Origin of the sequence: uncultured Mycobacterium sp., from assembly GCF_964249325.1 — a bacterium.
Lineage (GTDB): Bacteria > Actinomycetota > Actinomycetes > Mycobacteriales > Mycobacteriaceae > Mycobacterium.
This window is the reverse complement of sequence record NZ_CAXUCH010000114.1, coordinates 1,856-13,634: the sequence shown is the minus strand read 5'-3', so window position 1 is coordinate 13,634 and position 11,779 is coordinate 1,856. Positions and strand designations below refer to the sequence as shown.

The window sequence follows — 11,779 nt, the reverse complement described above, 5'->3', positions numbered from 1 at the left end:
TGCGCGAAATCCGTTGACTCGACGGTGAGTAGCGGTGCCGGTTCAGTGGGCGCGAACTCGGCTTCGATGTCACGGCGTGAGGCGTTGATCACCACTCGGTCGACGGCGGCGCGCCCGTAGAGCACCGAGTCGGTGTAGGGGATGGTGGGGCCGTGCTCGCCGGTGTCGGGGTCGACCCACTGGCCCGGTTCGGTGAGGCTAGCCGTGGTGAGCATCTTGAGCACCGGGATGCCGGCGTAGTGCAGGGCTGCGCGGGCGGTGTTCAGGACCTGGCGCGCGTGGCGGTCGAGCCCGGGTTCGCAGATGGCCGCCAGTAGCGCTGCGGCGTTGTGCTCGGCGGACAGACCGCAGGTTTCGGGGAACGCGGCGGCCTGCGCGACGCTGATCGTGAGGTCGAAGCGGATCGCGCAGCGCACGTCGAGGACCTGGCCGCCGGAGGCGTGGCTGAACATCAGGGCCACGACGCTGTTGTCGGGCACGAAGCGCACCAGCGCGGGGATGGCGGCAAGGATGTCGGCGGGGCTGTGCAGGGTGATGACGGGCTTGGCCATGGTGGTTCTCCGTTCGTGAAGGTGATCGGTACGCCGGTTGGCGCGGCTGTGAGGGGGACCGGCGGGGTGGCGGTGTCAACCCCGGTGAGCCCGGCGGAAAAGCTGGAGGCGGATTTTCGGCCGCGAGCGGGTGCGCAGCACCCTCGCGAGCTGGGTAGGGCCGAAAATGCCGCCGGAGCCGCACGGGCGCAGCGAAGCCGCGCGATCAGCGCGGCGAAGCGCAGAACGGGCGAGCCCGCCGGGCTTGGGTTGACACCGACGGGCCCCCGCCGGTCACACTGGGCGGCCGCTAACGGCAAAAGGTGGTGAGTGGGTGGCGGTTTGGTGGATTCGGGATGTGGCCGGCTGCGCCTGGGCGGGAGCGCGCGCTGATCGTGCGGTCGGTTGCGTCGGCGGTTAAGGCGTGTCCCAGCCCGGTTTAGCGGCGGCTTCAGCGCGGCGCCACAGCTGAGCCAGCTCGTCGCGGATCGCGCCGAACTGCTCGGTGAGTTCTGCCCGGCTTGCGCCGGCTTCGGCCAGCTGCTGCATGCGGATCCCGTGCTGGCCGAAGGCACGCCGGTAGGCGGCGTCGAGCACTTCGCGGGCGTAGCTGGCGGCCGCTTCCGGGCTCACCGTCTGGGTGTAGGCGGCGGCCAGATACACGGCCAATTGGTGGTGGCGCGCCGGGGTCGGCGGCTGGTCGGGCTGTAATGCACCGCGCTCAGCGCGGTGCCTGGCGCTGGCCAGCACGGTCACCGGGTCGGGGTCACGGCCCGCATCCACGAGGCTTCGGATGATTTCGTAGGCCCACCGGGTCATGGGCTGCCAGATGGCGCTGTCGGGGACGAGCCGCAGAATGGGGGCGGCTCGCGTCGCGGTCAGCCACATCAGCGCCCCGACCAGTTGATGCTCGGGATCCCATTGCCGCGCAATAGTTTCGGCGCGCCACTCGTCGGTGTCGCGGTTGTCGGCTTCGGACACTAAGTGCAAGGCCCGGTCGGCGCTCACGACGGCTCGTCGCGCGAGGTGGGCGGCGTGTACACCAGATCAGCGCCGCGAGGTGCGGCAGGCGGCGTCTCGAGGGGATCGGCGGGATGTGCCGGACGTTGTTCGATGGTGGCGTGCCCCGCCCGCACGGGCCGGCGCCGCGGCCACTCTTCGCAGTCGCCGGCGTCGATGTCGGGCGGTTTGATCAGTTCGTAACTGGTGCGGGTGCGGGCGGTGCCGACCCGGTGCAGGTAAAAGTCCGCATTGATGACGTAGTTGAGCAACGCTCGGTAGGCGTCGTCGAAGTCGGCGTGGCCGCTGACGGTGATTTCGCCGCCGCGGTCGATGGTCAGTTGATGCATGTCTTGTCTTCGTTGGTGATTCGGGAAGCTTGACTGTGACCAACCGCCGGCTTGACACGGTCACCGATAGACCGGGATAAGCACGAAGCCCAAGGCGTCGACGTCCTCACGGATGTCGACAAGGGTGTGGCGAATTCCGTCGGTTCCAATGCGCGGAATGTGGCATCGCATTGCGCGAAAGCAGGGTTTGAATAAACAGTGACGGCATCCATTACGCAACCTGATTGGCTCGAATTGAGCGGGGCGATTCTTCTTGATCATTCTATCGTTACTTTGCCGATGCAGCAACGCATTTAACAAATTCTCACTGTGTTTGGCGCGGCTTTCCCTAATCGTTTATCCATGGAAAACGGAGGATTCTTTACCGCGTGTGAGGAGCCACGCTGGGTGCTGAGCTGAGCGATAAGACCGAGAGATATCTTGTTTCCCTGGTTTCGCGGCCCGCATTCCGGGCGGTATCGGTAAGCGAACGGCGGCGGCCGGGAAGCAAATTTTTCGGAAATCATTGCAAACCTAGCGTGCGACGCATCCAGTTGGTCGTCTGGAGTTACGAGGGCCTTGCTTGCCAAGCCCGCCCGTATCGCTTATCTGACTAGCGCGAGTATCGCGGTGGCCGAGCGTGCGCTAAACCTCAACGCTGACCTGTCCGGCAATCAGCGACGCGCCGCCGCGGCTCGGATACGGAACCCGGTTGAACCCCGCTGTATGACTGCCCGCTGCCGACCGTGCACCGCGGGGTGCCAGTCGTTCAAGCGTCGCCGGCAAAGATTTGTGCGATTCGTGCCGGGAATCCGTTGGCGCTCAATGTATCGATTGGTGGCGCAGGATGAAAGATCTCCGGAATACGGTGAACCAAGGTGTCCGTCCGGTGGCGTCCACGGCCCCGATCAATAGCACTGAATCCATGCCGTGGGCAGCGCGGTCAGCTGCGTGGTCCTGCACCGACGAGTTCCCCCCGCACTGCGCTGGTGTCGGACACCGCACCCCCTGCACACCGGCAGCCTGGCCGGCTGCTGTTGCCGACTTACCGTCATAGAGGACGTTTGTAGGTCCGGGCCACGATAGATTTCCGTGGAGCATCCGGGCTGCTCGCATACGATGCGCGGGGGTTGAGCCGGCGTAGCGTGGGATTGCTGTGGTGAGGGAAGGAGACCGCAATGGCGGAGCGGATCATTCGGCAGTTGATCGATGATCTCGACGGCACGGAAATTGCTGAGGGCCAAGGTGAGCGCGTTGAGTTCGCGTTCCGGGGAGCGACGTACCAGATTGACCTCACCGACACCAACGTGGCCAAGTTGGAAAAGGCGCTGGCGCCCTATATCAAATCGGCGACCAAGGTCGGCGGCAACAGCAAACCCAGGAGTCGGGCGCCCAAGGGTGGTCGGTCTAGCCGGGGAAAGGTAACGCGGGAGAAATTGGCAACTGTTCGCAGCTGGGCCAAAAAGAACGGTTACCAGGTCAGCGCGCGGGGCCGGATCCCAGCAGATGTGATCGAGGCTTACCACGCCGTCCACGCGCGATGAGGCCGCCGGTGACAGCTCAACTGTGACGACGGTGTGCAGACGCGGAAGCGCCAGTCCCGGTAGGCGGCTATCGTGCTCGCGGTGGCTGCGGTTCTCCGCCATTCCCTTCGGTAATGGAGCTTGTCCAGTCCTTCCTTTGGCGTTCTGGGCACTAAAGAATTGAGCCGGTAAGGGCCGCGAAGCGCACAGGTCCGGGCGCAAGGTTTTCCGGCGGGCCGGCGAGCGCCCGGAAAACCTTGCGAGCCCTTGGGCCCGAAGCGAAGCGAGCGCAGCGAAGGCCGTGGCCTTGCGGGCAGCGGTCCGCCGGCCACAATCGAAGGGCCAGAAGCCAAAACAACCAAAACCATGTTGGCGGCAGCACGTTTCACCACGTGTATGTTCTCATTGACCACGGCGGAATTCTCATCTTGGTGGACGTCGAAAAGGCGGATCCGCCACGAAGATGAGAATCTTGTTAGCCGGGCTACTGTAGCTGCTATACCACTGCCTGAGCGGGTGAGCGACCCAGGGCGATGGCTGGACGTTTGTCAGTTCCGGTCGAAAAGTGAGCAGGTGATTGCCGGGTGGTCTAGGGGGTGTCGCAACACTTCTCTAGGTTCTGGAGGTTGTCTTGTCAGCGTCTCGTCGGGTGAGGAAGGGTCCGGGTCGGCGTCCGCAGTCGGCTAAGCGTCAGCGGTTATGGAGCTGCGGGCTTGGGGCTGGTCAGTCTCGGCGGCCGCCGCGAAGTTGGGGTCTCGCGGACACCGCGGGAGGATTGTTGGTCCTTGACCTCACCGTTGACGGTGATGCGGCATCCGATGTTGTCGCTGTCGCCTTGCGCCACCACGTTGGCGATAACCGACGGTGTCGTCGTCGTGATCGTGTAGGTCCGGGAAGGCTGGTGAACTTCGCTTCCCCCGGTTGGGAATTGCTGTCCAAATAGCTCACGGCTCCGCGTGTGCCGTCGGGACGGAAACCTCGTACGTCACCTGCTTGACATTGAACGGCACAAGCGGTTCGGCGCTGCTGCCGGTCGCAGAAAAGATCTCCTCAGAGCCAAAGACACCGCGAAGCCGGTCAACGGCAAGACCGCTGAGGGCGACCGCGGCCACGACGACGAGCGCTACCCATGCTCGTTTGAGAAATGTGAGCACTGGAGCCTCCCCGCTGGGCCCGAACCCGAGACACCGCCGGGACCCCAAGGACGCGGTACGTCCTTAGGCCAAAGACAGGAACAGCTTTTCGAGCTCACCTTCGGTGAGTTGGGTGTCGCTACCGGTGATGCAGTGCCGCATGCCCGTGGCGACGATCTTGAAACCGGCGCGGTCGAGCGCACGGGAAACAGCAGCTAGTTGCGTGACAACGTCCTTGCAGTCACGGCCCGCTTCGATCATCGCGATGACCCCGGCGAGTTGTCCTTGTGCGCGCCGTAACCGCTTGAGTACCAGTTCCATTGCGTCGGTGTCGGCGGAAGCCATGGTTACTCCTTCTTTCCGCTGGAGTGATTTAACGTGACCAAGTCAGTGGGCCACCGGTCCGGCACCGAATGCATGGCACATCACCGGCTCTCCCCACCGGCCGTCGATGGCGGTCCATGATAGGGGCGTTGTAGCACTGCGAATTCAGAAACCGATGCTGCGGTGACCACGGCGTCGAGCAACGCGGCACCGGCGTCCCGAGGGGGAAGACTTGTCAGCACCGGCCCGAAGAATCCCGTGCCGTCGACGGCGATGATGGGGCTACCGCCATCGCCGCCGAGCACATCCTGACTGCGTTGATGAGCCGCGCGCACCGCGTCATCCCATGCCGGGTCGTCGAGCGCGTCGACCAGCGCTGGACTGGAGCTGGTCGCCGTCAATGCCTCCTTGACCGCGCCCTCGGTTATGTCCCGGCCGCCGTTGTGTAGCAAGGCACCTAAGGCTTCGTACAAGTCGCCAAAGGCTGCGGGTCCGCCTTGATCCATCGCCGCGGCGAATACCCGGCCCAGACGACGCGACCACTCGAGTTTGGCCCGCTGCGCGGGCGCCGTGTCTTTTCCGTCGTTGAGCACTGCCAGACTCATTTGCCGCAGGGTGGCACTACATCCGGTGGCGGTGGCCGCATCCAGCAACCAACGCGACGTCACCCAGGCAAACGGGCATACCGGGTCGACGTAGAGCTCGATCGTGGTCATCGCAGTTCCTCGGTGAGTGTGTTTACCGCGGCCTGTAGTTGCCGCGTCGCTTGTTCGGCGACCGACGACAATGTCGGATCGTCGACGACCTCTACCAGCAACCGAGGGTTCATCGCCTCGATGTGCACGGTTGCCGGGTTCTGCACATCTTCGCGGACTACGACATTGCAGGGCAGCAGCAATCCGACCTGCTTGTTCGCCGACAAGGCGCGGTGCGCCAGCGGCGGGTTGCAGGCACCGAGAATCAGGTACCGCTCCGTCGACTCTCCCAGCTTCTCTTTGAGAGTCGCTTGGACGTCGATCTCGGTTAAGACACCGAACCCGTGGTCTTCCAATACTTCCCGAGTCCTGGCAACAACCTTCTCGAAGTCGGCCATGTCGACCGACGTGGCAATTGCAATGGACATGGGTTCCCCTTCCTGCTCCCGGTTGCCTACTGGTGAACCGCAAACGCGGCCACGCTTGCCCGATGCGCGAACCATGAACCCACGCGCGCTGCCGCAGCGGTTGTCGAGAAACTGGCCCGCATCGATGGCAGCTGTCCTGCGGTCATCGGCCACCCCGCGTATACCCGCCCGGGTATCTACCGACCTAGCATAACTTATACCCGGGCCGGTATATAGTGGGCCGGGCTTCCAGTCGAGCGGATGCTTGCCCGAGGATCTGACCTGCGTGGCAATGCGTGCCGCCCGGCCAGCGGGATCGTCTCAATGCGAACTTCGAAGACCACGCCGAGTGCATGATGGCGGTTGCCGAACACCCGGCGTGGGAGAGCACATCTTTCGAGTCTCTATGCGCTGAAGACTTCTGCCATTCTCCTCGCTCGCCGGCGTTTTCCGGCAGATTGGTCACGACGAACACGTACACAAGCTCGAAAGCGAGGCCCGATGGAAAGGCCCCGGTTTAGCTGCACCAGTCCGTGGCTGCGATGGGGTCTACATATGCTCGGGTCGAGGGCTCTTGTGGACTACAGCCTCGGACATAGACCAACAGTCTTGAATTCGCGCTTACGCATGGCCGGCCCTTCACGCCACGAGTGTTCGCGGTTACCATCCTCGGACCCGGCGTAACTGGTTTCGCCGGCTGACCCCGACGGGGAAGGGCTGCGGTGAGCCGATTTACCGACACGATGTACAACAACGCTTACGCCAGCTCGCGCGGGATGGTGACCGGCGAGCCGCGTGCTCCGGTACGGCATACGTGGGCCGAGGTGCACGAGCAGGCCCGGCGCGTCGCGGGTGGGCTGGCCAGGGCCGGTGTCGGGCACGGCGATGCGGTCGGCGTGCTGGCCGGTGCGCCCGGTGAGATCGCACCCACGGCTCAGGGGGTGTGGATGCGCGGCGCAAGCCTGACGATGCTGCATCAGCCCACGCCACGCACCGACTTCACGGTCTGGGCCGAAGACACCGTGACGGTCATCGACATGATCGAGGCCGAGACCGTCGTGGTCTCCGATCCTTTCCGGGCGGCGATCCCGGTGCTGGAAGAGCGCGGCGTTACGGTGGTGACCGCCGCGGACTTATTGCAGTGCGGCCCGCTCGACCCGGTTGATGTCGGCGACGACGATGTCGCGTTCTTACAATTGACGTCAGGTTCCAGCGGACCTCCCAAGGCGGTGGTTATCACCCACCGCAACGTCGTCGCCAACGCCGAGGCCATGTTCATCGGCGCCGAGTACGACCTGCAGAGCGACGTGATCGTGAGCTGGCTGCCGCTGTTTCACGACATGGGAATGACCGGGTTCCTCACGGTGCCAATGTATTTCGCGGCCGAACTAGTCAAGATCACGCCGATGGATTTCCTGCGTGACACACTGCTGTGGCCCGCGCTCATCGATAAATACCGGGGAACGATGACCGCGGCGCCTAATTTCGCCTACTCGCTGTTGGCCAAGCGGCTGCGCAACCAGGCCCGGCCCGGCCAGTTCGACTTGTCGACGCTGCGGTGGGCCTTATCGGGAGCCGAGCAAGTCCAACCCGGCGACGTCGAAGATCTCATCGAAGCCGGCGCGCCGTTTGGGCTGCGGCCCGGGGCGATCCTGCCGGCCTACGGGATGGCCGAAACGACGGTGGCGGTGTCATTTTCTAAGTGCGGCGCCGGGTTGGTGGTCGATGAGGTCGACGCCGAACTGCTCGCCGTGCTGCACCGGGCCGTACCCGCAGCCACGGGCCGCACCCGTCGGCTAGCTGCCCTGGGCCCGCCGCTGCCCGGGATGCAGGCGCGGATTGTCGATGAGGACGGCAGGGTGCTCTCGCCGCGCTGTATCGGCGTCATCGAAGTGCGTGGTGAGCCGGTGACCTCGGGCTACATGACAACGGGAGGCTTCGTCGCGGCCCAAGATGCGCGAGGCTGGTATGACACCGGAGATGTCGGCTACCTCACTGAGGACGGCCACGTCGTAGTCTGCGGCCGGCTCAAAGATGTGATCATCATGGGCGGCCGCAACATATATCCCGCCGATATTGAGCGTGCGGCGTGCCGCGCGGCCGGCGTTCGGCCAGGCTGCGCTGTTGCGGTACGACTGCATCCTGGCGGCTCCCGGGAAACCTTCGCTGTCGCTCTCGAATCCAACGGCTGGCAAAACCCCGCCGAGGTGCGCCGCATCCGCCACGACGTGGCCCACGAAGTGGTCAGCGACGTCGATATGCGACCCCGAAGGGTGGTGGTCTTAGCGCCGGGCACCATCCCAAAAACCCCATCAGGCAAGCTGCGTCGCGCGCACGCCACCTGTCTGGTGACCTGACCCGGGCCAACACTGCGCACTTAGCGCTTGGCTGGCGGGCGTCTTGGAGTGTTTAGAAACCGAGACGCTGCGCTGCAGACGTACTGATGGCTTTGCCGCGGCACAACGCTATATATCGATCTCACCAGGTCGGGCAAAAGCGTCGGGTTGGTCATCGTGGACATTTCAGTCACGGTGGCGCGCAGCAGAGTCGCTGCAACACACGGGAATTGTGCAACGCAAAGCACGAGGGTGGAAAGCGAGGTGAGTAACCAGGTGATCGTTTCGAACGACTTGAGTTCGACGACACGCCATTGTCGTTGCGACCGATGTGAGAAGTTGATACCAAGATCGCGGACTGGACCGGTCACGGCAACGGTAAGCAAGCGGGGTGCCGACTGCAGGAGACTCCCGGAGATCCCTTGGAAGCGGCTAACCGCGCTGTGCGTCGAAAGAGCAGGCGGGCGATGTTGCGTTTGCACTCTGCTCGACGACCCGTGGGGAGATGCTTGAACCGGCCATCAAGAACCGCACTGTCACGCCAGCGATTTCGCGTCCAGGCGGGCCTGCAGTCCGGCGATGATGGTGTCGACGCCGTAGGAGAAGAAATCGCGCCCACGAAGCCGCTCCAAGTGTGGCACGAGGCGTCCGACAGTATCTTCGAGGTCGTTGGGCCGGTTTTGCTGATCGGGCAGCTCGTCGGCATGCAGCACCACCTGGTAGCGGCCGAATAAGTACGTGTGGATCATCGCGTAGGACAAAAACACCTCGGGGCCTTCGAATCCGGCCGATTGCAGAATTTCGAAGATGCCGTTCATCAAGCGGCGATCGGTGGACAGCATCCGCTGCAGCAGGATCTCGGCAATGCCGGGGTGCTGGCGCAGCTTGGCATCGATCGCGGCGATCACTTTGCGGAGCCTCTCCTCCCATGAGCCGGAGCTGGGATTCGGCAACGGAACTTCGGCGAGCATCTTTTTGGCGACGAGATTGAGCAGCTGTTGCTTGTCTTCGACATACCAGTAGGCGGCCATCGCCGAACGGCCCAGTTCGCGTGAGAGCCTGCGCATCGAAAGCGCCTCGACGCCCTCGCTGCGGATAACGCGTAGCGCGGCGCCGACGATTTCGTCCTCCGTGAGAGCAGGGCGCTTGCCTCGCTTGTCGTTCGTCGGCGAGGCGCTCCCAGGCTGGCCATCAGGCACGTAGTCAACTCCGCCCGTTGATCATGTACGTCGGATCATTTTACAGCGGAAGGTTGAGTGTCTGCGGTGGTCACCGCGTGGACGGTGGTGACCTCGATGTGGGGCAGCACCTCGGTCTCGAACAACTGCAGACTTGCCCCAGGCGATTTTCGGTTCGATGCCGCCGAAGAGGGGGCGCAGAATTAAATGCCCGTGCGACCCGAGCTGCTGGGCGATGCGGATGCATTCGGCCGGGGTGACGATTTGATAAGCACCGCGGGATCGCAAGTCGTCGACGGATTCCAGCGCTGGGTACCACGCATTCGAGCCGTGTTCGGACTCGGCGAGCCACCGCGCCTAGCTGTTGGTGGCAGCCAGGAGGTGTGGGCCGATCTTGGCCCAGGCCGCGTCTGGGTCATGCGTGATGTGCAGGAATGAGGGTCCGCCGGTAAGCCATGGGCCAGGGTCACGTCCGAGTTTTGGGCACTCGTCGCGGTAGAAGTCCCACGCGCTCAGCTCGGCAGGGTCGAAGCCGTCGGCGAGGTGAGCCGCAGGCGCGCCGCAGCTTCGCTCGCACCGCCGACAATGATCGGCACGCGCGGCTGCTGGCGGGTGCCGGGGTGATCTGCACGGTGTGCCCGCGGAAGTCAAACGGCTTTCCGCTCCATGCCTGTTTGCATACCTCGACGGTTTCACTAGCCCGACGGCGCCGGTCCCGCAGCGCAACGTCGAACATTTCGAACTCCGCCCGCCGGTATCCGGCCGCGAAAACCGGAGTCATCCGCCCGCTCGCTGAGCAGGACTACCATTGCGATGTCTTCGGCGAGCCGCAGCGGGTGGTAAAGCAGGACTAGCAGGATCGGACGCAATCGCATCCGCGACGTGCGGCCGGCGGCCGCCGCGGAAGCGACCAGCGGCGACAGCAAGTAGCCGTCGTCGGCTGCGTGGTGCTCACCGAAGTACACCAAATCGAATCCGAGCCGATCGGCCCACTGGCAGATGTCGAGCATGCTGGTCGCCAACTCGGCCGAGGCGGTGGTCGCGAAGAGCGGCCGCCGCATCTTAGACAGAACCAGATGAGGCACTAGCGCTTTCCATCGCCTTGGTTAGGCCATTGACCCTCATCGGAGCCTGTGATAGGCATAACATTACAGCGTACGGTTAGTCGGGCGAAGTTGTGAATAGCGTCAATACGCTGTTGAGGAGAGTCGCCATGGCCCGCATCGCATCGTCGCCGGCGGCATCGTCGGCGATCACATCGGCTCTGGCACAGGGAGATCGGATCAACCGAGCCGTTGGGGCCATCCTCGCCCGCCGGCCCGAAGCGGCAAAAGCGTTTCTGGCGTTGCAGTCGGCGCTCCGCACAAGCGGCACCTTGTCGCCGCGACTCGTCGAACTCATCCGGTTGCGCATCGCCTTCCACAATCAATGCCGCAGCTGCATGGCCATCCGCTACCGCAGCGCCATCGATGACGGAGTCACCGAAGACACCGTGTGTTCTCTAGAACGTCCCGCCGAGGCCGCCGATCTGTCGGCGGCAGAGCGCAGCGCCCTGAATTTCGCGGATCTTTTCGCCACCAACCACTTAGCGATCGACGGCACGGTCTACGACGAGCTGCGACAGCACTTCACCGAGGATGAGTTGGTGGAGCTTGGCTTGCATTGCGCGACGATGGTCGGCTTCGGCCGGATGGTCGCCACCTGGGATGTCGCCGACGACCTGCCCGACGGGCTTCGATGCGGCACCGGTGAGCCATTTGCGCCCTGGCGGTCGAAGTCCGTTGTCGCGTCAGGCTGATTCGCAGGAGGTAGCGGCTGTGGACGACGTCGAGCTGCGCACCCGGATCGGTGTCGCCAGCCTGTTGGCGACCTATCAGTACCTCGCCGACAGCGGCAAGACGCGTGAACTGTCCCAATTGTTCGCCGCTGACGCGGTTTTCCTAACCAACACCGAAGAGCTCATCGGACTTGAAGCGATCCGGGACTTTTTTGACCGCACCGCCGCCGCCTTCAGCGCGGCGGGATTCCTGCCGGCACGCCACCATCTGAGCTCGGTGTACATCGAGCCGCGCCCTGACGGCAGCGCCAGCACCTATGCCTGCTTTCAGCTCGTGGGCTCGGCCGGCTTGGATCACTGGGGAACCTATCGCGACGAAGTCATCCGCACTGGCGACGGCTGGCGCTTTGCCCGCCGAAAAGCCAAGGTGGAAGGCCACGTTCCCGGCTCCCCGGTGGCCGGTCTGCTGGGTCTTTCCGCAACGGCGAAAGAGGTAGCTCAATGACGGCCACCGAGGAAGGGCGCGCTACGAGCGTGGCCACTCGTCG

At 64.1% G+C, this 11,779-nt stretch carries 13 protein-coding genes and 1 pseudogene; 4 read left to right on the top strand and 10 right to left on the bottom strand.

Annotated features, from left to right (window positions below; translation table 11 throughout):
- The 3 genes from ACFE99_RS14985 to ACFE99_RS14975 form a co-directional block, all read right to left on the bottom strand.
- A partial coding sequence (locus tag ACFE99_RS14985; RefSeq protein WP_375486580.1) for a DUF4192 family protein occupies positions 1-551 on the bottom strand: 551 nt, incomplete at its 3' end.
- 396 nt (positions 552-947) lie between these two features.
- A complete protein-coding gene (locus ACFE99_RS14980) occupies positions 948-1,538 on the bottom strand; it encodes a hypothetical protein (RefSeq protein WP_375486578.1) in 591 nt (196 codons plus the stop codon).
- On the bottom strand, positions 1,535-1,879 hold the full coding sequence (locus ACFE99_RS14975) for a hypothetical protein (RefSeq protein WP_375486576.1): 345 nt from the start codon (positions 1,877-1,879) through the stop codon (positions 1,535-1,537). The genes ACFE99_RS14980 and ACFE99_RS14975 overlap by 4 nt, the downstream gene beginning before the upstream one ends.
- Positions 1,880-3,036: 1,157 nt before the next feature.
- Here ACFE99_RS14975 and ACFE99_RS14970 point away from each other — a divergent pair.
- Positions 3,037-3,402, top strand: a complete 366-nt coding sequence (locus tag ACFE99_RS14970) for an Lsr2 family protein (RefSeq protein WP_375486574.1) — start codon at positions 3,037-3,039, stop codon at positions 3,400-3,402.
- A 676-nt stretch (positions 3,403-4,078) separates the two neighbouring features.
- Here the strand turns inward: ACFE99_RS14970 and ACFE99_RS14965 are convergent.
- The 4 genes and pseudogenes from ACFE99_RS14965 to ACFE99_RS14950 form a co-directional block, all read right to left on the bottom strand.
- Positions 4,079-4,535, bottom strand: a pseudogene (locus tag ACFE99_RS14965) (MmpS family transport accessory protein).
- A 63-nt stretch (positions 4,536-4,598) separates the two neighbouring features.
- The gene (locus ACFE99_RS14960) at positions 4,599-4,859 is read right to left on the bottom strand and encodes a metal-sensitive transcriptional regulator (protein WP_375486572.1); all 261 of its coding nucleotides are present in this window, start codon (positions 4,857-4,859) and stop codon (positions 4,599-4,601) included.
- A gap of 80 nt (positions 4,860-4,939) precedes the next feature.
- Complete coding sequence (locus ACFE99_RS14955) at positions 4,940-5,554, bottom strand: disulfide bond formation protein DsbA (RefSeq protein WP_375486570.1); 615 nt, start codon at positions 5,552-5,554, stop codon at positions 4,940-4,942.
- Complete coding sequence (locus ACFE99_RS14950; protein ID WP_375486568.1) at positions 5,551-5,961, bottom strand: DUF302 domain-containing protein; 411 nt, start codon at positions 5,959-5,961, stop codon at positions 5,551-5,553. Before ACFE99_RS14950 ends, ACFE99_RS14955 begins: the two co-directional genes overlap by 4 nt.
- Before the next feature lie 701 nt (positions 5,962-6,662).
- Here ACFE99_RS14950 and ACFE99_RS14945 point away from each other — a divergent pair.
- Positions 6,663-8,297, top strand: coding sequence for a fatty acyl-AMP ligase (locus ACFE99_RS14945; protein ID WP_375486566.1), 1,635 nt, complete (start codon positions 6,663-6,665; stop codon positions 8,295-8,297).
- Positions 8,298-8,812: 515 nt separating this feature from the next.
- Here ACFE99_RS14945 and ACFE99_RS14940 read toward each other — a convergent pair.
- The 3 genes from ACFE99_RS14940 to ACFE99_RS14930 all read right to left on the bottom strand — a co-directional run bounded on the left by ACFE99_RS14940 (position 8,813) and on the right by ACFE99_RS14930 (position 10,515).
- The gene (locus ACFE99_RS14940; RefSeq protein ID WP_375486564.1) at positions 8,813-9,475 is read right to left on the bottom strand and encodes a TetR/AcrR family transcriptional regulator; all 663 of its coding nucleotides are present in this window, start codon (positions 9,473-9,475) and stop codon (positions 8,813-8,815) included.
- 445 nt (positions 9,476-9,920) lie between these two features.
- On the bottom strand, positions 9,921-10,190 hold the full coding sequence (locus ACFE99_RS14935; RefSeq protein WP_375486562.1) for a hypothetical protein: 270 nt from the start codon (positions 10,188-10,190) through the stop codon (positions 9,921-9,923).
- Entirely contained in the window at positions 10,150-10,515 is a 366-nt protein-coding gene (locus tag ACFE99_RS14930; RefSeq protein ID WP_375486560.1) for an LLM class flavin-dependent oxidoreductase, read from the bottom strand. The genes ACFE99_RS14935 and ACFE99_RS14930 overlap by 41 nt, the downstream gene beginning before the upstream one ends.
- Before the next feature lie 152 nt (positions 10,516-10,667).
- Here ACFE99_RS14930 and ACFE99_RS14925 point away from each other — a divergent pair, with 152 nt between their 5' ends.
- Positions 10,668-11,252: a carboxymuconolactone decarboxylase family protein gene (locus tag ACFE99_RS14925; protein ID WP_375486558.1), complete on the top strand. Its 585-nt coding sequence runs from the start codon at positions 10,668-10,670 to the stop codon at positions 11,250-11,252.
- A 19-nt stretch (positions 11,253-11,271) separates the two neighbouring features.
- The gene (locus tag ACFE99_RS14920) at positions 11,272-11,736 is read left to right on the top strand and encodes a nuclear transport factor 2 family protein (RefSeq protein WP_375486556.1); all 465 of its coding nucleotides are present in this window, start codon (positions 11,272-11,274) and stop codon (positions 11,734-11,736) included.
- Positions 11,737-11,779 lie beyond the last annotated feature (43 nt).

Bases quoted from the DNA above. Each gene is read 5' to 3' on its own strand.
- ACFE99_RS14925 (WP_375486558.1), top strand. From the start codon at position 10,668: ATGGCCCGCATCGCATCGTCGCCGGCGGCATCGTCGGCGATCACATCG.
- ACFE99_RS14955 (WP_375486570.1), bottom strand. From the start codon at position 5,554: ATGACCACGATCGAGCTCTACGTCGACCCGGTATGCCCGTTTGCCTGG.
- ACFE99_RS14930 (WP_375486560.1), bottom strand. From the start codon at position 10,515: ATGCGGCGGCCGCTCTTCGCGACCACCGCCTCGGCCGAGTTGGCGACC.
- ACFE99_RS14960 (WP_375486572.1), bottom strand. From the start codon at position 4,859: ATGGCTTCCGCCGACACCGACGCAATGGAACTGGTACTCAAGCGGTTA.
- ACFE99_RS14970 (WP_375486574.1), top strand. From the start codon at position 3,037: ATGGCGGAGCGGATCATTCGGCAGTTGATCGATGATCTCGACGGCACG.
- ACFE99_RS14950 (WP_375486568.1), bottom strand. From the start codon at position 5,961: ATGTCCATTGCAATTGCCACGTCGGTCGACATGGCCGACTTCGAGAAG.
- ACFE99_RS14935 (WP_375486562.1), bottom strand. From the start codon at position 10,190: ATGTTCGACGTTGCGCTGCGGGACCGGCGCCGTCGGGCTAGTGAAACC.
- ACFE99_RS14975 (WP_375486576.1), bottom strand. From the start codon at position 1,879: ATGCATCAACTGACCATCGACCGCGGCGGCGAAATCACCGTCAGCGGC.